The organism is Klebsiella sp. YJ (assembly GCF_002108615.1).
Classification (GTDB): Bacteria; Pseudomonadota; Gammaproteobacteria; order Enterobacterales; family Enterobacteriaceae; genus Klebsiella; species Klebsiella planticola.
The window spans coordinates 312357-333983 of sequence record NZ_MTEG01000002.1 but is presented as its reverse complement, the minus strand read 5'-3'; the positions used below and the strand labels follow the sequence as shown (position 1 = coordinate 333983).

At 53.3% G+C, this 21627-nt stretch carries 18 protein-coding genes and 2 pseudogenes; 6 read left to right on the top strand and 14 right to left on the bottom strand.

The genetic code is table 11. The features are described from left to right. The first annotated feature begins 187 nt into the window (after positions 1-187). A complete protein-coding gene (locus BV390_RS03870) occupies positions 188-2614 on the top strand; it encodes a UvrD-helicase domain-containing protein (protein ID WP_085396615.1) in 2427 nt (808 codons plus the stop codon). 203 nt (positions 2615-2817) lie between these two features. On the opposite strand, the gene mobC is transcribed toward BV390_RS03870, so the two are convergent. The 3 genes from mobC to BV390_RS03845 all read right to left on the bottom strand — a co-directional run bounded on the left by mobC (position 2818) and on the right by BV390_RS03845 (position 6417). Beyond that, positions 2818-3585: a MobC family replication-relaxation protein gene (gene mobC, locus BV390_RS03865; RefSeq protein WP_085396631.1), complete on the bottom strand. Its 768-nt coding sequence runs from the start codon at positions 3583-3585 to the stop codon at positions 2818-2820. 8 nt (positions 3586-3593) lie between these two features. After that, positions 3594-5330 carry a type IV secretory system conjugative DNA transfer family protein gene (locus tag BV390_RS03860; RefSeq protein ID WP_085396614.1) on the bottom strand — a complete coding sequence of 579 codons (1737 nt, stop codon included), beginning with the start codon at positions 5328-5330 and terminating at the stop codon, positions 3594-3596. A 781-nt stretch (positions 5331-6111) separates the two neighbouring features. Further along, the gene (locus BV390_RS03845) at positions 6112-6417 is read right to left on the bottom strand and encodes a dpoa decarboxylase (RefSeq protein WP_085396612.1); all 306 of its coding nucleotides are present in this window, start codon (positions 6415-6417) and stop codon (positions 6112-6114) included. A 112-nt stretch (positions 6418-6529) separates the two neighbouring features. On the opposite strand from BV390_RS03845, the gene BV390_RS03840 reads away from it, so the two are divergent. From BV390_RS03840 to BV390_RS03830, 3 genes are all read left to right on the top strand, one after another. Next, the gene (locus BV390_RS03840) at positions 6530-6733 is read left to right on the top strand and encodes a hypothetical protein (protein ID WP_085396611.1); all 204 of its coding nucleotides are present in this window, start codon (positions 6530-6532) and stop codon (positions 6731-6733) included. Beyond that, complete coding sequence (locus BV390_RS03835; protein ID WP_227517220.1) at positions 6726-7418, top strand: LysR substrate-binding domain-containing protein; 693 nt, start codon at positions 6726-6728, stop codon at positions 7416-7418. Before BV390_RS03840 ends, BV390_RS03835 begins: the two co-directional genes overlap by 8 nt. A gap of 393 nt (positions 7419-7811) precedes the next feature. Beyond that, positions 7812-8624, top strand: a complete 813-nt coding sequence (locus BV390_RS03830; RefSeq protein WP_085396610.1) for a shikimate dehydrogenase family protein — start codon at positions 7812-7814, stop codon at positions 8622-8624. Here the strand turns inward: BV390_RS03830 and BV390_RS03825 are convergent. Beyond that, positions 8621-9600, bottom strand: a pseudogene (locus BV390_RS03825) (IS110 family transposase). The gene BV390_RS03830 and the pseudogene BV390_RS03825 overlap by 4 nt on opposite strands. 422 nt (positions 9601-10022) lie before the next feature. Here BV390_RS03825 and BV390_RS03820 point away from each other — a divergent pair. Continuing rightward, positions 10023-11042: pseudogene (locus BV390_RS03820) on the top strand (IS110 family RNA-guided transposase). A gap of 526 nt (positions 11043-11568) precedes the next feature. Here the strand turns inward: BV390_RS03820 and BV390_RS03815 are convergent. From BV390_RS03815 to BV390_RS03780, 8 genes are all read right to left on the bottom strand, one after another. Then, a complete protein-coding gene (locus tag BV390_RS03815) occupies positions 11569-12318 on the bottom strand; it encodes a glycosyltransferase family 2 protein (protein WP_085396609.1) in 750 nt (249 codons plus the stop codon). Between the two features lie 103 nt (positions 12319-12421). Beyond that, positions 12422-13501: an LPS export ABC transporter permease LptG gene (lptG, locus tag BV390_RS03810; RefSeq protein WP_085396608.1), complete on the bottom strand. Its 1080-nt coding sequence runs from the start codon at positions 13499-13501 to the stop codon at positions 12422-12424. Continuing rightward, a complete protein-coding gene (gene lptF / locus BV390_RS03805; protein WP_085396607.1) occupies positions 13498-14568 on the bottom strand; it encodes an LPS export ABC transporter permease LptF in 1071 nt (356 codons plus the stop codon). The genes lptG and lptF overlap by 4 nt, the downstream gene beginning before the upstream one ends. Positions 14569-14596: 28 nt before the next feature. Further along, a complete protein-coding gene (locus tag BV390_RS03800) occupies positions 14597-15163 on the bottom strand; it encodes a YtfJ family protein (protein WP_085396606.1) in 567 nt (188 codons plus the stop codon). Positions 15164-15183: 20 nt separating this feature from the next. Then, entirely contained in the window at positions 15184-16053 is an 870-nt protein-coding gene (locus tag BV390_RS03795; RefSeq protein WP_085396605.1) for a hypothetical protein, read from the bottom strand. Next, positions 16050-17387 carry a lipopolysaccharide biosynthesis protein gene (locus BV390_RS03790; RefSeq protein ID WP_085396604.1) on the bottom strand — a complete coding sequence of 446 codons (1338 nt, stop codon included), beginning with the start codon at positions 17385-17387 and terminating at the stop codon, positions 16050-16052. The genes BV390_RS03795 and BV390_RS03790 overlap by 4 nt, the downstream gene beginning before the upstream one ends. A gap of 72 nt (positions 17388-17459) precedes the next feature. Then, on the bottom strand, positions 17460-18254 hold the full coding sequence (locus BV390_RS03785; protein ID WP_085396603.1) for a nucleoside/nucleotide kinase family protein: 795 nt from the start codon (positions 18252-18254) through the stop codon (positions 17460-17462). Between the two features lie 30 nt (positions 18255-18284). Continuing rightward, positions 18285-19010 carry a nucleoside/nucleotide kinase family protein gene (locus tag BV390_RS03780; RefSeq protein WP_085396630.1) on the bottom strand — a complete coding sequence of 242 codons (726 nt, stop codon included), beginning with the start codon at positions 19008-19010 and terminating at the stop codon, positions 18285-18287. A 370-nt stretch (positions 19011-19380) separates the two neighbouring features. On the opposite strand from BV390_RS03780, the gene BV390_RS03775 reads away from it, so the two are divergent. After that, complete coding sequence (locus tag BV390_RS03775) at positions 19381-20112, top strand: nucleoside/nucleotide kinase family protein (protein WP_085396602.1); 732 nt, start codon at positions 19381-19383, stop codon at positions 20110-20112. A 69-nt stretch (positions 20113-20181) separates the two neighbouring features. Here BV390_RS03775 and spt read toward each other — a convergent pair whose 3' ends face one another. Then, positions 20182-21354 (bottom strand): serine palmitoyltransferase, encoded by a 1173-nt coding sequence (gene spt, locus BV390_RS03770; protein ID WP_085396601.1) that lies wholly within the window; start codon positions 21352-21354, stop codon positions 20182-20184. Next, entirely contained in the window at positions 21341-21601 is a 261-nt protein-coding gene (locus tag BV390_RS03765; RefSeq protein WP_015378483.1) for an acyl carrier protein, read from the bottom strand. Before BV390_RS03765 ends, spt begins: the two co-directional genes overlap by 14 nt. Positions 21602-21627 lie beyond the last annotated feature (26 nt).

Below are 21627 nucleotides of genomic sequence, written 5' to 3'. Positions count from 1 at the left end.
AACCTGTTCGCAGGTAACGATAGTAATATCTTCCGTTAAAGTGTTCTCCCCATGATACCACAGGTAGCAGGTCGGCAGGTTTGCAAGGGCAAGAGTCTGTTTCGTATCAGCCAGACAGGCAAAAGCGTGTGTTATAGTGGCTATAACTTGCTGTTGTAGCATACATGGGGATGAAAAGGAGATACTGGTGCCGGGATACTTAAAAAAAATAGCTGCCTGGTTGCTCAGAGCAGAACTCGAAAAAATCCGTATCGATGAGCATGAATCGGGCAGAATAAAGGGATATGAAGAAGGACACACCAGAGGTTTAAGGGAAGGCAGGGAATTGGGTCTTGAGGAAGGGAAAAATCTCTTTGTAATTCAGGGTGTTAGAGAGTCGGGTGTGTTTCCCGACATTGATAATTCAGTCTATGGCCCGGAGCGATTCCCTGTATCAGCTACTTTGGCCGGACGAATGGAAGACGCTGTTGCCACTGCGGTCTCAGCGGGGATTGTCAGCGCCCCCACTGCTTCTCAGTGGAAGATGATTTTATCTGATCACCCTTCGACTTGTGTGGTGGCTGGCGCGGGATCGGGAAAATCAACCACGCTGGTGCTGCGGGTTGTCTTTATGCACTGTTATCTCAACATTCCCCTTAATGAAATTACCGTAATTTCTTTTACCCGTGATTCATGCAAAGAGTTAAGAGCGAAAATATACCATGTTCTTAAATTCTGGCGTGACGATTTAACTAAAGAGCGTGTTTTTGGCCTGGTCAGAACATTCCATTCAGCATTGTCCGCATTTAGTCACGATTTACTGGCAGGGAAAACCTGGTTTGATACATTGAAAGATAACGATGAGGTTCTTCTGTCTGAAGATGATGACATCGATAACCCGTTTTCATCGGGAAAGATGTCAGTAAAACAAAAAATGTTGCTGAATGAAGCTTATGTTTCTTTGTTTAATGATAACCAACGCTTCCGAAAGGAAATTATAGAACTGATGAAGCTGGCAGCACTTTCTGCACCAGTCCAGGACGATAGTGATCTCAAAAAAGCAGCATTACGGAATGCTGGAAAAAGGGATCTCGAACTGGCAATGAGGTTGAATGAGGTCTGGGCGGAGAAAGGGTTATGGCCCATAGCGGGGGTGGTGCGAGAACCGGTAAAATGTTTTACTACGGAAGGTCATGTTTTTTATGCTAATGGCCTCATTGAGTCCACCGGGCAACCTGTTTTTTTAAGCAGTACGATAGATAACGAATATTTTTTTGATAAGAGCGAGTCTTTTTGCTACCGGGGATATAACGGAAAAGAAGAACAATTCCCCATCCTCTCCTGTTTGTCCCTGAGGAATAAGATTATGGCCTGGCGATGTGATAAGCCATTTATCTTCATTGACAGCAGTTCAAAGTTAAGACTGTTGAGATTTTTAGCCAGACAGGAAAATGAAGATTCAGTTACTGAGGTTCCTTTTTTCGATGTCAAACTGGCAGGGGAATTGACTGAAACCGATATTGTCGAGTTGATGTATCAGCAGGCTTCTTTCATAGAAAGTATGGGGATGGAAGTGAGCTTTGCGATAAAGAATATCAGGAATTTCAAAAGAAAGGGGCTGGAATACCACTTCTGCTGTGCAATCATTATGTTCTGGAACTACTTCGAGAATATGATAATTGAGAGAGGGTACATTACATTCAATCGGGCATTTCTTATTTTTTCTGATTCTGATTTTCTCAGAAATCACCGGGATAAATTACGCCATAAGTATATACCGTTACGACATCTGCTGATTGATGAATTTCAGGATATTTCACCACAGATAGCCATGTGGATAAAAGCTGTACAGCAAGAACTGGCCCAGCAGGAGCGGGAGCCAAGCATTATGGCCATCGGTGATGACTGGCAGTCCATTTACGCCTGGAGAGGGAGTTCGCCGGAAATATTTATGAAATTTTCACATTTTTTCCCTACTCATGAAAGCCTGAGCAAGAACAAGAATATTCACATGATGGAAAACTTTCGGTCAGACGGGCAGATCATTCATGATGCTGAATTGTTAATGAAGAATGTTCATTCTAAAATTGATAAAATGGCAATACCTTGTCGTAAGCCGGACGGTGATGAGTCCGGGGTTGAGTTTATCGATTATGATCCAGCTGATGAGCGCTGGGTAAAAGATGCGGTTAATTTAATCAGAAAACAGATAGCTTTGGTATCGGAACAACAGAAATCGGATAAGAACAAAGTTATCGTTTTGAGCCGGACAAACATCACCCTGAAGAAAATCAAAGCGGCAGGTCGGTTTGGTCGAAACGTCGCGTTTCATACGATACACACTGCGAAAGGGTTACAGGGTGAAGTTGCAGTGATTTTTGAAGATAGTCGATCCCTTCAGGGAAATACGTTCCGAAACCGCATTTATGAAATCGTTGAGTACTTTTCCTCTACTTATGATGATGCGATGGAAGATGAAGCCCTTCGTTTAGCGTATGTGGCGGTTACTCGTGGTGTTAAACGGGTTTACTGGTGTGCGCCCAAAAACAGTAAAGGCGCATACAATATCCTGAAAACGGCCTGCTTGCGTGAACGTAAAAATAGTGTGACGGTGCCATCAGAAATCATGTTATGAATACTCAGACAATGCCTGGACTTAAGAAGCGATACTTGTTTCTGGTTCCAAAAGACCGGTTGTATCGGGATGGCGAATGATACGGATGGGTTCTCCATATCCCTGCTGCTTCTGCACTTCCCGAAGCTTCGCGACGGACAAAGCGACAGGAAAAACGCTGTGTCCTGCGATTGAAGTGCTCTGGGTGGAAGGGGTGACTTATTTTACGTCGAGCCTTCATTTAGATGTTGCTGGTGGGGGGCTTCCAGTTCGTCAATGGTGCGAAAAAGAAACATTTCCCTGTTTTTCGCATCAAACGGAACGGGAACACTGTTCCTTATTACCGTCCTGATGCTATCAAACAGTCTGCTAAGGGACACGCGGGTCTTATCGTCCGGCATGACGTACATGGTGTAGTGCCAGCATCCGTTGTCGCTGGCCGCCAGATGACTGTTAATAATGTTGATATAGCGTGCGCGGGTTTTCATCGACCGCTCTGTTTCCACCGCAACGATGGCTCCGCTGCTTAAGGTTATGATGCCGTCTGGTCGGTGCCGGACACCCGGATACCGCGCCATAAACGCCCCCCGGTCGCCGTTAAGCCAGCCCATGCCGCCTTTTTCCTCCAGGGCAAGCCTGACCCGCTGGTTTAACAGACGATGCTCCAGCGTCCAGTGCCTGAGTTTTCCCGGCTCAAAATAAGCGGGGAAAACAGGGTCATCCGCGTTAACCACCCTTGCCAGTCCCGGCATGGTGATCCCCCACAATGCCTTCTTCCCGGTCAGTACCGGATATTCATGTTTGCTCAACAATCCCAGTGTCACAGCTTTATTCAGTAGGTTATACATGGCATGGTTATGTCTTCCTTTATATCCGACCACTTTTTTTAAGGTTAGAAAATCAGAGAAGGTTTCTTCCTTAAGAAAATTCAGCAGTGTCTCCATTCTCCGGTTGGCGGCTTCATTTCTTTCGGCAACGTTATGAATAAGCACGGGCAGCCTCACAGGTTAATAGAAGGTTTGTGAATCTGATTGTCTTTTTCGGTATGCAGCGGGTTTTTATGCTCAAATGAAAGCAGATCGATATATTGCTTTTTCGTCGGAATGTGAAAAAGTTTGGTCGCCTTCGCCAGATCATTCTGGGTGAAAACAAAACCGACGAATTTCGGCAGGTTGAGGAGCATATTATTGTCGATATAATAACGCTCAGCCTGGCGGATCATACGGTCAGTTTCCATTTTCTCCGTCAGGGCGATATCCGTTTTCACTTTCCGCATTTCATCGTCAACCAGAATAGAGCCGGTCATCCTTGCCACCCAGTCGGCGGTATCCGGATCGCGAAGGCGATAAACCAGCATGAATTTACAATTTTCGATAACCGAACCGGCGACGGCATCACCCTCCAGATCTGCCGGACAGTCATATAAATCTTTCACTGACTGATGTGCCATGATGATATGCACACCTTTATCCCTTGCCGCGCCAAGTCCCTCCAGCGCCGGGCGGGAAAGGTGATATTTCAGTTCATCAAGAAAAATAGCGACAGGCCGGGGCTTCCCTTTTATCCTGTCCCGCGTTTCGGCTATCTGAATAAGCCGGGTTAAAATCATCCGTTGCGCCGAGATGATTTTCTGGTTACGCATTGAGCCAATAATGTAACAGCAGCCGCCCTCATCAAATACGGTCTTTAATGAAAATCCCTTACTGGCGTTAATGGAATTGACTAAAGCGATTTCCTCCAGCTCTCCATAAAAAGCAGGCACATTTTCACTGAGGGATTTCACAAAGTCAGTATTAAATAAGTCGCGTAACGTCATGCCCTTTTTATAAATAGCCGCTGTATTTCTGGCGGCCCGTCGGTCGGCAATACGATAAAAGTCTGCGCCTTCGCCCTTTTTCCCCAGACTGAAACCGGCATTAAACAGCTCTTCCAGTTGTTCATGAGAAATATCAGCCAGTAAATCAAGCTGGAAATGAAGGTCATTCAGGTTAATCAAGACAAACGGTTTTCCCGCTTTCTGGCAGGCTTCACGTAATACATGCGGGGCCCACTCATCATTTTTCGGATCTTCGACAAAGACGCCTTCACCTGACAGTATTGCCTGATAAAGCAGGACACAGGCGCTCACTCCTTTACCGGAACCGGTGGTGCCGATAAGGTCGGCGTGCTGGGTCTGAAATTCTTCGGCGGTGATATATTGTGGCTGATCGTCTTTATCCAGCCCGATGAAAATACCTTTATTCAGGTCAATATAATCCAGCGGATTATATGCAATACTGTCAGGTAACATATCCCTGACGTCACGAACATCCGTTCTGACATTCCTTTCCAGCTTGCTTTTTTTAATCATCCGGTGCTTTAAACTGTCAATTTCTCCGGCCAGTAGCCGTCGTGCGGTAATGTGAAATGCCAGACCGGCAAGTGTAAATCCGACGGTCAGTATCCAGAGTGATAATCTGAGCAGAATGTGAGTATCGAGTACCGTAAAGAAAAAACTCAGCCCCTGAATGGTCAGCGGTGACAGCGTGCCGGACAGAAAAAAGAAGATGGACACGCACGCCACCAATTTTAACCAGAAGGGGGCATTTTTTCTTTCTTCACGTGGCAGATGAAAAATAAAGGGCAGCGTCAGCCCGGCGAATATGGATAATATTACCGGGTTGTGTTGCAGACAGAGCAAAAAAACAGAAAAGGCATCCGAAAAGGCATTCAGCCTTTGCATCAGATGAGTTCCCATTGCAGTGATCTCCGGTCTGATTTCGGTGTGACGGGCGCATCATATGGACGTCACCGATGGACGTGATACCCCACGCCCATGCGTGACGCCCGGCGGTGACGCCCATAGAAGGATAAAAAGCACTGAGCGCTTTTGGCGCTCATGCCCGCTATCCGCGCTTTCATAAAACAGCCGACCGGTGGTCGTCCGTCCCCTGAAACGCCCGAATGGCGGGCAACGGCGTGTGTCATTATGTTCGGGCTGGACGCCCTCCCTGCATGTCACATGGGGGTAATGACTCCGCTGAATGCTGCATCAAAACCCCCGGGGTCAAAGGCGGCACACCGTCGCACGCTACGCGCGACCAACCCCTTTAAGACGCTGCGTTTAGCCTATTTTTCCTCGCAAGCTCGAAAAAATCGGAACGCTGCTTTAAAGGGGTTGGTCGCGCCTAATCGGCATATTCCCCGCTGGGGCGGGAAATATAGCCTGGCTGCGACGGTGTGCGGGGCAAGCCCCCCACAAAAAACGGCACGTGGGCGTGCCTTTTTGCTCGCTGGGGCGGCAAAATTTTTGCGGCTCCCCCCCCCGGCCTGCTCAATTCGCTGTGGGCGAATGTTCGCAGGTGGGCGCGGTTCCTGAAAATTAACAATTTCTTCGAAATTGAATTTTCTTTCCACGCTCCACTTCGTTATTTTTCGTCTTAACAATTTTTCCAAAATTGAAGCCAAAAATAATGAAGCCTTAAAACTGCCGCGCCTGCTAGCGTGTGTATTGTACAATACACTTTTGTTTTGTGTGGTTACATTTGCTCCCGGTATATTTCAGCCCTGCACTCCCTTTCAGCTTCCAGTGCTTCACTGTAGGACGCATCATCAATTTTCGTGCCTTTGCTTTCAGCATAGCATCTTAATTTATTTGCATCAGCTTCCTTAAGTTCTGAAAGATGATCGCGCAAAAGACCGATAAAACAGCTTTCGTATATTTCGTAATACAGCCCACAACCTCTGTGGGCTTCTTTTGATAACATGTCATATACCAGGGCAGCAGATATTCTGTCCTGATTTTTTGAGTGTATATTTCGGATAAATAAGTCTTCTTTTTGCATGTTGCACCTTTTACAGTAAACAGGGGGTGTTTGCGGATTATTACTATCCTCTGGCTGGACACTGCGTTTTGAGTGCGGACGTTATATCGCTGCAGGTTGTGGTTACTACATAATGGAAGTGCTGGATGTGAAGAAAAACCTGGGTGAGTGGTTTGCCATCGGTCACGGAGGTACGCATCACTTCCGCACACCAGCGGCTCAGGGCCATAATCATCCGTTCAGCGTGTTGCGACGAACACAACATACCCCACGGATTACGGATGAAAAGGTGACACTGGTTGGTCAGTTACCGGAGCTGCCTCAGGGTTATGGATGAGCTTGATGAAACAGAATCTCTTCTGGCGTCCCGCAAAAAGGTGGTTTCAGGTACGCTACGCATCAGTCTTCCCGTCTCATATGGCCGGATTTGTGTCATGCCCGTCCTTGCTACACTGTGTTCTGAATACCCGGAACTTAAACTGGATATCACTTTCACCGATCGCCGGGTGGACCTTATCGAGGAAAATATCGATATTGCTGTACGGCTCAGCGATACAGGTAACTCAGCCAGTCTTGCCGGGCGAAAAATCACCACTCAACGTTCTGTTATTTGCGCTTCTCCTGCATACATTCATCGTCACGGCCTGCCTGGTAGCGCAGAAGAACTGCTTTCACATTGCTGCCTTGGCTTCTCAAGGGACGGCAGAGTCTTGCCCTGGAAAGTGCTGGATGAAAATGGCGGTATACTCCAGCTTGAACCCACTGTCCGTCACATTGTCAGCCACGGGGAGGCATTGCGGGATGCGGCTGTCAGGGGGATGGGGATTGCCTTCCTGTCAACGTGGCTTGCCGGAGACGAAATCGCTAAAGGAGAACTGCGGATTTTACCTGTTAAGACCCCCGAGTATGATGCCCCGGTTACGGCGCTATGGCCTGTTTCAAGAAATCTCTCTCCCCGGATCCGGGTGGTGGTGGATAGACTCTACGCTGCGTTCAATACGGAGACAGCCCCGACCAGGTAGTGATTGATACCGGAACGAGACAATTTAAGAACAAACTGCCCCCGGTTAGCAGGATCGTCTCGTCCGGCAGGAAAACATGCTAACACCTACATGAAGTTCCTGTCAGTGCCAGTCCCCGACTCAACACCACCAAATCGACTTTTCACCACTGCGGAGTAAGGGGCGCTACGCCCGGCTATGCAGGGGCAGGTTTTTTCTCCTGTGCGCTTTCCGTTCTCCATATCTGCTTCCGGTTAATCGTTTCCCAACACAACCCGTCCCGCAAGCAACTGTGTTATAGGGTCTTCCCTGAAGCTGGAGGAGGTTGGCACATTCTTTTACTTGATAATGAAATAGCTCATCATGTAATTGTATGTACAGTGATCTGGTTAAATTTTCTCAAGGGTATCAGCCATGAATGAACTCAGTATCGTTAGTGGTAAATTACAATTGTTGTCCATCATCGGTGATCCGATAGCCCAGGTCAGCGCTCCGCTCATGATTAATGCTGCTCTCCAAGCAAAAGATATCCCCGACACTTTGATGGTCCCTTTCCACGTAAACCCTGGTGGTCTGCAAAATGCTGTCAATGGTCTGAGATACATTCAAAATTTCCGTGGGGCCATTATAACAATGCCCCATAAGAAACAGACTCTTACGCTACTTGACTCAGTAAGTGATGTAGCCAGGGCTACTGGTGGGTGCAACGTAATCAGGAGAGATACCAGCGGAATGTTACATGGTGATATGCTTGATGGTGAAGGTTTCGCATTGAGCCTTTTGACGCGAGATATCAATGTCGAAGGCAAAAAGGTCTATCTGGCAGGGACTGGCGGTGCCGGTTGTGCAATTGCTTATGCCATGGCTGCCCGGCAAGTTAAAGAATTGATTATCTATAACCGGACAATGGAAAAATCAACTGAACTGATAAGAAAGCTGTCATCCCGGTATCCCGACGTTAATATTTCTGCGGGTAGCAACATTCCCGAACAGGTTGATATTGCAATTAATGCTACATCTGTGGGAATGGGGGAAAACAAAAGTATTCCATTCTCTTTAGATAAACTCGGGAGCACGACAACCGTTTGTGACATTGTAATTTTCCCGGAGAAAACACCTCTTCTCAGGCTGGCAGAACAGCATAACCTCTCCATTCACACAGGAAGGTCCATGCTTGCAGCTCAAATTGAGCTTATGCTTGATTTTATACTTCATAAGGACAGCTAATTAATTGGAGAAGCTCTTTGTTTGTTGAATGAAGTGTTCCACTGCTGGTTATCCCTTACGATAGCGTTCAGGATTGTGATTAATTTACGTGTACAGGCGACGAGTGCCAGCTTTTTAGCTTTACCTCCGGAAAGCAGACGCAGATAAAATTCCTTTATAATGGGGTTAAACCGCGTCGCTGTAAGTGCAGCCATGTAGAGGGTCACCCTTACTGTACCTCGTCCACCAAAGGTTGTTCGCTTACCTCGCATTTTGCCGGAATCCCGATTGAAGGGAGCTACTCCCGTCAGAGCACTTATTTCCCGACGGGAGAGTTTGCCAAGTTCAGGCAATTCCGCAAGTAAAGTCGCAATTGTCGCCTCACCCACACCTTTCACGCTGGCAAGCAGGTCAGCCTGATGACGGAAATGTGCTTTAACGTATTGATTGATTTGCTGAGTGATGCGCTTGAGTTCTCTTTCCAGAACATCAATGATGATACCAATACTTTCCCGGCTCCCGGGATGAGAAGGATAAAGTCTGTTTCGTTCAGCAACCAGCATCTGATTTAACTGACGACGTCGAACAACTATTGCTGTAAGTTCCTGACGTGTAATTTCTGGTAAAGGCTTAACAAACCGGGCTCGTTCAGGGCTGCGGTCAATAACCTGCGCAAGTTGTGCTAGAACGCTGGCATCGATCCTGTCAGTTTTAGCCAGATATCCCATTGAACGGGCAAAATCGCGTGCCTGGCGAGGGTTGATAACAACAACATCGTATCCCTTTGTCTGAAGGTAATATGCTACTCCGGACTCCAGACCACCTGTTGCCTCCATCAGTATAAGTGAAACGTTAATTTCATCGAGTTTTTGTACTAAGAAGTCGAAACCTGGCTGAGCGTTGTTGACAGTAAATGCAGGCAATGGACCTGCTCCAGAAATATCTAAAGAACCTTAGCTACATCAATACCAATCACATGCTGAACTGGCTGACCCATATTACCCCTCCTTACGATACGAATTTAATTCATTCAACTGTACGGGCTTTACATGAGTGGCTCAGCCCATGCGCGGGTCGCTTGCGGTCGGGCTTAAAGCCCCCGGGTAAATACATGCTGCATGGACCTTGCCAAATCCAACATTTTCTATCCTATACCACCAGAAACATATAAGGGTAAATGGCATGCATGTTGCGCCCTTGCAGGCCGGAACGACGCCGGGAAAGCGAACCGTCAGGCGATACGAAGACGAAAATCACACCACTGACGGAGAAAATGTAATGAACGCATCCCCCAATTTAACCGGAGCGAAATGATGAATGAAGGAGACCTGCTGGCGAGTGTGGAGCCTCGCAGATTTCCGGCATCATTGTGCCCAATACGGGATGCATAAAGCTCCCTCAGACTGGAGGCTCCACAGCATGAAATATACACCGGTTGGCGTTGATATCGCAAAACACTTGATTCAGGTTCACTTCATCAATGAGCACTCGGGTGAAATAGTTGATAAGCAGCTACGCAGCAGGGATTTTTTGACGTTCTTCAGTAACCGGGAACCCTGCCTGATTGGTATGGAGGCATGTGGAGGCTCTCAGCACTGGGCTCGCGAGCTGGAAAAACTGGGCCACCAGGTTCGGCTGATGCAGGGGTGATTTGTTAAGGCGTTCGTCATGGGTAACAAGAACGACGTGATGGATGCCCGCGCTATCTGGCTGGCGGTACAACAGCCGGGTAAGGCGATAGCCGTAAAAACGGAAGAGCAGCAGTCGGTACTGGTTCTGCATCGCTCACGCCAGCAACTGGTGAAGTTCAGAACTGCGCAAATTAATGCCCTGCACGGAACGTTGCTGGAATTTGGGGAAACCCTCCACAAAGGCCGGGCGGCGATGGATAAAGAGCTGCCCGTGGCACTGGAGCGGATGAAGGCGAGGCTGCCGCCGTATCTCATCACGGTGCTGGAAGACCAGTACAACAGACTGAATGAACTGGACTCGCTGATAGATGGCATTGAAAAACAGCTTAACAGTGTGGCACGCCAGAATGAAACCTGTAAGCGCCTGATGGAAATCCCCGGAGTGGGGACATTAATCGCCACGGCAGCCGTTGCCACCATGGGAGAAGATTCTGCGTTCAAATCCGGGGGGGAGTTTGCTGCTTACGTTGGTCTGGTCCCCAAACAGACCGGTTCCGGCGGAAAAGTCCGCCTGCTGGGTATAAGCAGGCGTGGTGACACTTATCTGAGAACCCTGTTTGTTCATGGGGCGCGAGCAGCCTCATTACTGGTGAAAGAACCGGGCCCATGGATTACAGAACTGAAAAAGCGACGTCCGACCAGTGTGGCTATTGTGGCAATGGCAAACAAGCTGGCACGGACAGTATGGGCAATAGTCGCCCATGGACGTAAGTACGACAAGAATCATATCAGTATCAGGCCGTATTAATCGCTGATATCGATAAACATTAACTCTTAAAAAAGGGTGAATGCTGAAAGGTTGCTCTGGCGGCCAGCGTGATGACAAAGACAGGTAAGACCGGGACTCGCTAAACCTGAATGGTTTTTTGAGCTTAAAGCTCGCGGAGAAAATGAGGTGTGAGTCAGCGGATTACATAGAGGCTCGCAGCTTTATGGCTGCAAAAAGCCGGATATAAAGCTGCAACCTACCCGTCAAAGTCAGAACAATGGATGCCTTGCAAACGGGATGCGTTCATATAAAAAACCATGACGATTTCCCTGCATACCCAGCCTGGCGCTATTAGCGGTTACCAGCGCCCCGCCAGACCCGGTGACATCACCCCCCCGGATCATGGACGACTGGGGCAGCAATCATGCCGGGTCTGGCTGGTTAACACCCCAAGTATAAGGGGTACGAATAAGGTAACGGGGGGGAGCTCCGCCGCTCAAATCGATAAACCAGCGCCAGGATCAGTAGCGGCGGGGATGTGTGCCTATTTCTGTCCTTAACGCTATCAATCTTTGCCATACCAGGATTTAAAATACTTTAGGAAACTGTATGCCACGGCATAAAACCCAGTAACGGCGCCGACTTTGCCTTCCTTCCATGCGCCGCTCAGTACGTACCATTTGAAAAAAGCGCCAATCGCGCTAACGACGCCACGAAATATCGAGGGTCTAATGTCTCTGTATTTTACTACCCTTGTCGTATAGCTATTGAGCTTGTTGAGTATTTCATGGAGAGAGTAAAAAGTATCGTGCTTAACATTGCCGGGAATGACCGACGTGTGAATATAGCCTTCAGCGGCATCATCTACCGGAGCATCATTGAACCTGACCCGCGTTCTATTGAACAGTCGAACGGGGTAGTCCGGTGAGGAGATGGGATAAATCGTTCTGACTGGCTGTCCGAGCACAAACCAATTCCTTTTTATTCTATAGGCTTGCTGTGGCGGTGGGCTTTCCTGCGATTTGAATTTTAAAATGGACGCTATGGTTTCGGCATCAAGGATTTCGTCGCTGTCCAGGCACAACACCCAATCATGGTGAGATTGAGAAATCGCAAAGTTCATTTGCCGTCCATGCGTTTCGAAACGATGGTAAATAGGGCTTATTCCAAAGCTTTGGCAAATAGACAGCGTTTTATCCGTACTGCCGGAGTCCACCACAATCCACTCATCCGCGATGGCCATGAGTGGAGAAAGCACCTCGTGTAATAAACGAGAGGAGTTAAAGGTCAGTATACAAACAGCTATCTTTACCATTAACTAACATCCTTAAAAATCGCTGAGCAGGTGAGCGCTTGGTGTTTTCTCTGGAATGGAAATTGCGATTCTCTTCTTCCCCCTTATTAATCTCAGAAAATGCCTAACCCCGCCGATCAAACCGATAAACCAGCGCCAACGCCAGCGCCAAAATCAGCAGCGGCGGGACGAGGGCGGTGAAGGGCGCGTTGAGGGCGAACAGCAACCCCAGATTGAGGACGATCTGGTAAGCGATGTAGGTCAGCAGCCCGACGATCACGCCGAGCGCTAGCCGGCTGCCCATGCCGGGGGCGCGCGGGGCGGTAAAGGTAAACGGGATGGCCAGCAAAATCATCGCCAGCACCAGCAGGGGCTGGCCGAGTTTTTTCCACAGCGCCAGGCGGTATTCGGTGCTGGGCTGCCCCGACCCTTGCAGGTAATCGATATAGCGATCCAGCTGTTGGATCGAGAAACTGCCCGCTGGCAGGGTCAGCTCTTTCAGGCTCGGCACGGTGAACAGCGAGCGCCACGGCAGGCTGCTTTGCCGCTCAATCGTCTCTTTTCTGCCTTGCCAGCTTTTCAGCATCACGTTGTGCAGCAGCCAACTGCCGTCGGCGGCGATGCTGGCGCTGTCGGCGTAGATATAAGATTCCAGCGCGCGGTTGGCCTGATAAAGGAAGATCTCAATGCCGTGGGGCTGGTCGTTCTCATCGACGGTTTTGACCGTCACAAACTCGTTGCCGCGCCGCGCCCACAGCGGGTTCACGGTCACGTCGTTATCGTTCGACTGCGCCAAGGCGTTGTTCTTCATCTGCAGCGCGCGTTGCTGCAGAGGCGAAGCGGCCCATTCATCGAGGGCGCCGAGCGAGAGGTTCATCAGCAGCCCGGCGGTGAGCATCACCAGCGCGATGCGGAATATCGACATCCCGGCGGAGCGGATCGCGGTCAGTTCCAGACTTTTGGACAGCTGGCCCAGCCCGACGATGCCGCCGAGCAGCGCGATAAACGGCCCCAGATCGGCCAGGCTGCGTGGCAGGGTCAGCACGGTTACCAGCAGCGCCTGCTGCCAGCGGTAGCCGCCCGGAGTCACGTCCTCCAGCTCGTTGATCAGCGTAAAGGTGGTGAACAGCGGGATGAGCAGCCCGGCCGCGGCGGCGAAGCCGAAGAACACGTTGCGGATCAGGTAACGGCTAAAAATAGTCATCGGGAGGGTTTCCGCAGCAGGGATAAGTCGCGCGCCAGCAGCAGGGCGATGCCAGCAGCCATCGCCAGCGGCACCAGCCAAACGCCGGGGATCGTCGGCAGAGAGCCGTTGGCCACCAGCGTGCGGCAAATGTTGCCGCCATAGAAGATCGCGGTAAACAACACCGTCAGGGGCAGCAGCGCGGCGTAGCGCCCCTGTCGCGGCTTGATGCGGCTAAAGGGGATCGCCAGCAGCACCATCAGCACGGTGGTCAGCCCGCGGCTCTCGCGCCATTGCAGTTCGGCGGCGTCACCCGGATCGGCGGAGCGCGCCAGCTCCGCCGGCGAGGCCGATTTGTGCCGGCTCTCGGCGCTGGGCACGAACGGTTTGAGCGCGATATCAAAGTTGTCGTAGTTCTGCCCGTTGTCGTCGGTGCCCTTGCGATCCAGCACGTAGGCGGTGCCGGTTTTCAGCCGCACGGCGGGGCTGGCGGGAGAGGCGTTGAGCACCTCCACCGACTGCGCACGGTACAGGTTGGTGTGATGGCCGCCGCGCACATAAATCAGGGCGTCCGTCAGATGATTGGCCGTTTTGTCGACGTGATTGGCGAGGATCATGCGGCCGTTGCCGCTGACGTTGAATTTGTCGGCCTGCAGGTGGCTCACGTCCAGCACCGACTGCGACTCTTGCTGCAACTGATAAATATTGGCGTACGCCCAGGGCCTGCCATACAGCGAAAGCAGCGTGACTGCTATCGCCAGCGGCACGGCCAGTATCAGCACCGCCTTGTACAGCCGCAGCGGGCTGGCGCCGGCGGCCAGCATGGCGGTGATCTCCGCATCGCTGTACAGCCGGCTCAGCGCCACCGCCACCGAGACATACAGCGCGACGGGCAATATCATCTCCAGCGCGATCAGCGACTTATAGAACACCACGTCGGCCACCACCCGCAGCGCCAGCGTGCCGTTGGCGGCGTCGGTCAGGTAGCGCTGGGCGGAGTAGCTGGCGAACATGAAGATCAAAAAACCGGCGATCATCATCACCAGGCGGCGGATCTCAACCGTGATATAGCGTTCAATCAAAGACATGCGTCATCGGCTCCCGGCGGCGTGCGCTTCATGGCGTCTCCTGCGCGATCAGCGCGCGCAGCAGGGCGATCACCTGATCAACTTCCTGCGGGGTGAGTGCGCCGTCCTTCGCCCACTGCACGCGCCCGGCCTGGTCCAGCACCACGATGGTGGAGCTCTCCTCCGGCAGCCGCCAGGCCATGCGCCCCAGCCCGTCGCTGTCGACGATGAACTGCGCCCAGGGGTAATTTCGCTTGTTTTTCTCGATCTTGCCGCGCACGAAAAAGCCGGAACCCGGTATCGCGTCGTCGGTGTTGACGATAGTGGTGGGCTGGAAGCGATCGCCCGGCAGGTTCGCGTCCTTGACGGCGTTGATCAGCAGCGAGTTCTTCTTTTTGGCGGAAGTGCGCCCGGCGATGTACTGGATCACCCGCACTTTGCCCGCCAGTTTTGCGCTGTTCCACGGCCGGTAGCTGAAATCGCCGTTGCGCAGCAGCAGTTCGCCGCGATCGTCGATGGCGATCGGCTCCACCGGCCGGCCATGCACGAAGTTATGCGCGGATGCCGCCAGCGGCGACAGCAGCAGCGTGAAGATCAGCAAGCGACGCAACGTCATCATGGCTCCTTGCAACGCGCTTATCTGCCCGCCGCGATGGCCGGCGGGGAAAACGACAGCGGAAAGCGCGCCAGCAGCAGCTCCAGGCGCTGGCGAATGTCGATATCCAGGATCGCCGGCCGATCGTAGATATCGCCGCCGGCCAGCTTGTCCGCCACCATCATGTCGTGCCGATCGCCCATCAGGCCGTTAATCGCCGCCAGGAAGCGCGAGATCTGCCGGGCTTCGCGGTTGTCGGGGTCGATCGATCTCAGCGTGTCGTAAAACGACACCTGGCGGCTGACGATTTTGCGCACGTTGTGGAACTGGTGCCCGGTCAGCGCCGGGCTGGCGATCAGCGTCTGCAGCTGGCGCATTTGCTCCTGGCGGTAGGCGATAAAGCCCTGTGCGCTTTCCAGCCGGGTGTGGCGCAGCGCATAGCGCACGTAAGACCACACCGGTTTGCTGAGCAGCAGCCGCAGCAGGTTGCCGTACAGCGTCAGGTTCTTCTGGTTGCCGTTGCGAAACGCATCCTGAAAATGGCCGAGCACCACGGTGGTGGTGTGGAACAGGCGGTTGGCGCGGTGGGGGGCGCCGTACAGCTGCTGGGCGAAGCGCAGGTGCTTGTAGCGGGCGCGGATATATTTGTAGCGCATGCGGGTGGCCGCCGCCAACTGTGGGTCTTGCAGGAAACCGTTCACCAGTTGCAGCAGCTCGCGGCGGGAAAAGCCATCTTCCCAAAACTGCAGGCACAGCGCGTAGTTGTCCCGAATGCTTTCGGGGGAGCATTCCAGATCGATCTGCTGCGGCAGGCTGATATTCGCCTCAACCAGGTCGTCCTCTTCCACCGCGACAAACAGCGCCTGGGTGGTTTCGGCGGAGAACTTTTTCCAATTATTGCTAGCGGTCATTGATTACTCTCTTTGGGCACATTCAGCCCCAACATAAAGCGATTGCGGTAGGCGCCGATCGTCGGTATCAGGGATAACAGAACGTCTAAACATTGCCCAAGTAAATAAGCGAAGGCGGCGCCCTGCACACCGAAGGCGTACGCCATCGACACCAGCAGCGCAATGTAGGCCGCCGAGGCCGTCGCCTGCGCGATCAGGAAAGCGCGCTGCTTGCCCGCCATAAACAGTAAGGATTCCTGCGGGAAGCCCATCATGGAGACGATGATCGCGCCCAGCATGATTTGAATCAGGTCATAGGCTTCCAGGTATTGCTGCCCGAAGACCGCGGAAATAAGCGGCTTGCCCACCAGCAACATCAACACCGCGACGGTCAGGCCGATGCCGCCGGCCAGCAGCGAGGAGCGCAGGCCGAGCAGCCACGGGGTCTTGGTGCGCGGATCCAGGCGCATGATCTCGGGATAGAAGCTTTTCTCCAGCAGCTTGGCCGGGGTGCCCGTCGCATCGAAGAAGGTCATGGCGATCTTGAACAGCCCGGCGGCGGCCGGCCCGAGCACCACGCCCACCAGCACTGTGGTGCAGGAGTTGCGCGCGGCCCAGATGGTATGGGCGATGTTGGTGGTCCAGACGAAGTTCCAGGCGCCCTCGATGCGGCGCGCGACGTTGAACAGGCGCGGCCTCAGCGCGCCGTGGATATCGCGGCGGCGCAGTTCGCGCGCGGTGAACCACCAAAACAGCGTGCCGCCGATCAGGTTCGAGGCGTACCAGGTGACGATAAAGCCGGGGAACCCCAGATCGAAATAATAGGAGATGACGCTGCCCACTGCCTGCAGGAACGGCTTGATCGCCTGCTGGATGGCGATGAGATCGAAGCGGTTGAAGGCGCGCAGCACGCCGGTCGGCGTGGACGAGGTCATCGATGGGATCAGGGTGCAGTACAGCATGGCGAGCCAGAAGCTTTCGCTGTCCAGCCCCAGGGCGTGAGACAAGAACGGCAGCATGATCATGCCGCCCAGCACGGCGATGACGCCGCTGGCGATATCCAGGCCGAAGGAGAAGGCGACGACGTCGCGGAAGCGCCCGGTATTTTGATGCTCCAGCGCCGGAGTGCCGAATTGCACCACAAACTGCCAGGTCTGGAATTTGATGAAATCGCTGACCGCTTTGGTATAGGCCTGGATCACCACCAGCACGCCGAACATTGCAGGCGACATGCCTTTACCGGCGCAGGAGAGCGCCAGCAGGCCGAGCAGCGCGCTGGCGACGCTGCCGGAGCCCAGGTAGGCGGCATTACGTAAAATGGAACGAAACGCGCCGTCGGAAAACCACCGTTTCATAGCCCAAACCAGCCGTTATCGTTGTTTTGCTGCATCTTATGTTCCGCAGTCATGCGCTTGTCCTGTATGCGTTTAATAAACCTGAGTTTCTTCGCCGGCGTTTTCACCGGGTTGCCCGATATCGCTCTGTGGGCGCTTCGCGGGGTTCACCACGGCGGAAATGGCGTTGAGCGCGTTGCTCAGCACCTCGTCGTAAGGGGCTCTGGCGTCCAGCTCGATGATGCGCGCGCCGTTGTACTGCAGGCGCACCATGGCGGAAATCTTGTCCTCCAGCTCTTCATAGCTGTGATCGGGCTTGCGGGAAAACGCCGTATCGACGTCGATATCGAGGCGAATGATCAGCGCCGGCCGATAGACGGCCATGCGTTGATATAAACGGCGTTCGCGCGCCGCCAGGCGACTTACTAGCCAGCCTTTTGCGCGTTCCACGCCGATGCCGGGCCCGTCGTAGTAAAAACCTGAAATTTCCGCCTGCGGGTAACGGTCGCTGATCACCAGCACGCCGCTCTGCGTCAGCCGCCGCACCTTGCGCAGGTTGGATGCGCGCCACAGCGAAAAGCCGTACATGATCAGCGCTGCCCACAGCGCCGGCGGCCTGTTGCTCATGCGCTGGGTTTTATCGGATTTAGCGGCCAGGCGCCGTTCCAGCCAGACGCCGATGAACGGCAACTTCTTGATTTTGTCGCCGTCTTCGCCGGAGATCAGCCCCAAATAGCGCCGCTCCGTGGGGCGATGTTGCTGCAGGTTCTTGACCAGATCGGCAGTCAGCGTGGACTTGCCAGTGCCGTCGCTGCCCACCACGGCAATCAGCCCGGTGATGCAGGTGGAAGAGGTATCCTGCTCGGCGGTGAGTTTATTTTTTTTCATCTGTTTCGGTACGAAAAGGTTATTTGTCGGCTAGGCATTGGCAGCCCTCAGCGATATTTTAACGGCGCGCAGCGATGCGTCGAAAATACGGTTGGCCGGCTCGCGGCCGTCTAAATCCAATATGTTAGCGCCGTTAAACGTCAGGTGCGGGATGACGGCGATCTTTTCACGCAACGCCGCCAGCGAGTGATCGGGCTTGCGTGAATAGGCCGTTTGTTCGTCAATATCCAGCCGAATTAATAATAAGGGCTGATAAGACGCCATCCATTGGTAGAGGTTTTGTTCGCGCTTTCTCAGCCAGCGGATCCAGCGATTGCCGCCGGCGGTTTTCGCCAGTTGCGGGCCATCGAAACGAAACCCCGCCACTTCGGCCTGCGGATAACGATCGGTGATCAGCAATGCGCCGCTGCGGCTTTTCTTCAGCATGCGACGGAATTTATAAACGCGCCAATAGGAGAGTAAAAAAATCACCAGCGCCGTGGCATTATCCGGCGGCGTGGAAGGGCGCTCATGCACGCGCTCCGACTTCTTCAGCAAATAACGCCCGAAGGGCGCGCCAATAATCGGCAGCGAACTGATCCATTCGCCGATGCGCCCGGAAGACTGGCCGAGATACAGCAGTTCGGCAGGTTCTTGCGCCGATAACGCGTTGACCAGGCTGGCGGCTAACGTGGATTTTCCCGAGCCGTCACAGCCGGTTATCGCTATTACGCGCACGGGCGAGCGATCAGATGAAGGTCTTATCTGCTGACTCACAATAATTGATCCAATGCGAAAAAAACTATTGTATTCCAATACGCCTTGGGTTCAAGATATTTATTGTGCTTTGCTGCGATAAAATAATGAGATCGGCATTCTTCTTCGTTATTTGAATTGATATTCATGGCGTTTGTTCTTGTTATTTTGTGCTAATTGTTCGTGCGTGGGCCGGTTTCGCTTTTTATGTTAACTTCCGGCTGGGCTCACGGCGAAAAAAGAGCAGAGATTTTCAATTTTCGCTTAATATTTTGTGCTTTTTGGCACCGCGTTACGGAAATTTTTTTACGCGGCCGCCACGGCAATGATAAGCGATAGTTCGCTTCAAATATGGCACGCCGTTTCTGGTGTATTGAAAGAGAGTCTTATTATGAGTGCAAAATTTCCGCCGCTGATTGCGGTTATCGGCAGCGACGGATCGGGTAAGTCCACCGTTTGTGAACATCTGATCGAGTATATGAAACATTATGGCCCGGCGGTGCAGGTGCATCTGGGCAAGCAGGCGGGCAACGTCGGCCGCGCGGCGGCGAAATTGCCGCTGCTCGGGCGCTCGGTGGGCAAGGCTATCGAGAGCAATACCAAAAAAGTCAAAACGAAAAAATCCCGCATTGGCCTGCTGCCGTCGGCGGTGATCATCGCTTTCGTGGGGCGGCGGTTGCTGCGTTTTCGCCGCATGCTGGCGTTTCGTCGGCAAGGGTTCATCGTGTTGACCGACCGTTTTCCGCAGGCGCAGATCCCTGGCGCTTATGACGGCACGGTTTTTCCCGTCGACGTTGAAGGGAGCCGTTTCGTCCGTTGGCTGGCGGCGCGTGAACGGGCGGCGTTTCAATGGATGGCGGGACAAAAACCGGATTTGGTGCTCAAGCTGAATGTCAGTCTGGACGTGGCCTGCGCGCGCAAACCCGATCACCGCAAAGCGGCGCTGGAGAAGAAGATCGCCGTCACGCCGCTATTGACGTTCGAAGGCGCCGACATCGTGGATCTCGATGCCGATCGGCCGATCGAGGAGGTGCTTTCGGCGGCGGAAAAAGCCATCGCGGAATTTATGGCGGCGCAGGGGTATCGCTATTCGGCCGATGAAGTATCAACGGCTGCGCACTGAGGCGCGCATCGGTTCGGCAGGGCGGTAATGCCATTTTCGGCACCGCCGCCGCGGCCGAGAGGAAAGGCTTTATTTTTTCAGCGCCGCAAAGGCGCGCACGATGGTGTCTATTTCTTCATCGCTGTGCGCGGCATTGACGCTGCAGCGCAGCAGGGTAACGCCCGCCGGCGCGGCCGGTGGCAGCACCAGATTCACATACACGCCGTGGGCGATCAGCTCGCGCCAGAAACGCAACCCTTCTTCCTTTGAACCGATCATCACCGGCACCACCGGGCTGATGCGCGGCCCCAGGGTATACCCCAGTTCGGCGAGGCCGTGGTACAGGCGGTGCGTGTTGCTCCACAGTTTTTCCCGCAGCTCGGGATGGCGGGCGATTTTTTGCAGCGCCGTACGCACCGAAGCGATGCTGGACGGCGACGGCGAAGCGGTAAAAATATACGGCCGGCTGCTGTAGCGCAGCACGTCCATCCCCTTGCCGCCGACGGCGAAACCGCCGATCGAAGCCAGGCTTTTGCTGAAGGTGCCCAGGATGATATCCACATCTTGCTCGACGCCCAGCGCTTCGGCCAGGCCGCGGCCGCGCTCGCCCATTACGCCGAAGGAGTGCGCTTCGTCGACCAGCAGATACCCGCCCAATCGCCGCTTGATGTCGACGATTTCCACCAGCGGGGCGACGTCACCCAGCATGCTGTAGATGCCTTCCACGATAATGATCGCCTCGCGGGCGCGTTCGCCCAGGCGCACCATGCGGCGCTCCAGATCGGCGGCGTCATTGTGGCGGAAGCGAATAATTTCCGCGCCGCCGAGGGCGCAGGCGTCGTAAATGCTCGCGTGGCTGTCCGCGTCGATCAGCACCACGGCGCCCGGCCCCGCCAGCGTGCTGATAACGCCCAGGTTGGCGGTATAGCCGGTGGAGAACACAATGGCGCTCGGGCGATCGAAGAATTCCGCCAGCTCCCGTTCCAGCGTCAGGTGCGATCCGTAACTGCCGTTCGCCATGCGCGAGCCGGTGGTGCCGGTGCCGAGCGCGGCCAGAGCCGCCTGGCCGGCGGCGATCGCCTGCGCATCGAACGTCAGGCCAAGGTAATTATTGGTGCCGGCGAGGACAATCTTTTGAGCGCCGATGCGCCCCTGGGTGGCGGAATACACTTCGTCGATACAGGTGCCGAACGGATTCAGACCGGACGTTTGAAATTGTTCACGGTCATTGGCGAGCCGCGCAAACTTATCATACAGTCCCATGGTTTTTCTCCAGATAAGGGCGCAGCGCGTCAAGCAGTTGCTCAGGCGTTCTGACATCAAGCAATATATTGATAGGAATGGAGATATCTAATTCATCTTCCAGCATCATCAGCAGATCCAGGACTCTGATGGATTCCAGGCCAAGATCATTGACGAGATCGCTATCAGGTTTTATTTCCACTCCGCCTTCGACGATACCTTGCAAACACGTCAGGATATAATCCATTACAGCATCGCGATTTAGCATAAGAACGTTGACACACCTCTACTTGG

Excerpts from the sequence above, each read along its gene's own strand:
- BV390_RS03860 (WP_085396614.1), bottom strand. The coding sequence starts at position 5,330 with ATGGGAACTCATCTGATGCAAAGGCTGAATGCCTTTTCGGATGCCTTT.
- BV390_RS03845 (WP_085396612.1), bottom strand. The coding sequence starts at position 6,417 with ATGCAAAAAGAAGACTTATTTATCCGAAATATACACTCAAAAAATCAG.
- BV390_RS03840 (WP_085396611.1), top strand. The coding sequence starts at position 6,530 with ATGGAAGTGCTGGATGTGAAGAAAAACCTGGGTGAGTGGTTTGCCATC.
- BV390_RS03835 (WP_227517220.1), top strand. The coding sequence starts at position 6,726 with ATGGATGAGCTTGATGAAACAGAATCTCTTCTGGCGTCCCGCAAAAAG.
- BV390_RS03830 (WP_085396610.1), top strand. The coding sequence starts at position 7,812 with ATGAATGAACTCAGTATCGTTAGTGGTAAATTACAATTGTTGTCCATC.
- BV390_RS03815 (WP_085396609.1), bottom strand. The coding sequence starts at position 12,318 with ATGGTAAAGATAGCTGTTTGTATACTGACCTTTAACTCCTCTCGTTTA.
- lptG (WP_085396608.1), bottom strand. The coding sequence starts at position 13,501 with ATGACTATTTTTAGCCGTTACCTGATCCGCAACGTGTTCTTCGGCTTC.
- lptF (WP_085396607.1), bottom strand. The coding sequence starts at position 14,568 with ATGTCTTTGATTGAACGCTATATCACGGTTGAGATCCGCCGCCTGGTG.
- BV390_RS03800 (WP_085396606.1), bottom strand. The coding sequence starts at position 15,163 with ATGACGTTGCGTCGCTTGCTGATCTTCACGCTGCTGCTGTCGCCGCTG.
- BV390_RS03795 (WP_085396605.1), bottom strand. The coding sequence starts at position 16,053 with ATGACCGCTAGCAATAATTGGAAAAAGTTCTCCGCCGAAACCACCCAG.
- BV390_RS03790 (WP_085396604.1), bottom strand. The coding sequence starts at position 17,387 with ATGAAACGGTGGTTTTCCGACGGCGCGTTTCGTTCCATTTTACGTAAT.
- BV390_RS03785 (WP_085396603.1), bottom strand. The coding sequence starts at position 18,254 with ATGAAAAAAAATAAACTCACCGCCGAGCAGGATACCTCTTCCACCTGC.
- BV390_RS03775 (WP_085396602.1), top strand. The coding sequence starts at position 19,381 with ATGAGTGCAAAATTTCCGCCGCTGATTGCGGTTATCGGCAGCGACGGA.
- spt (WP_085396601.1), bottom strand. The coding sequence starts at position 21,354 with ATGGGACTGTATGATAAGTTTGCGCGGCTCGCCAATGACCGTGAACAA.
- BV390_RS03765 (WP_015378483.1), bottom strand. The coding sequence starts at position 21,601 with ATGCTAAATCGCGATGCTGTAATGGATTATATCCTGACGTGTTTGCAA.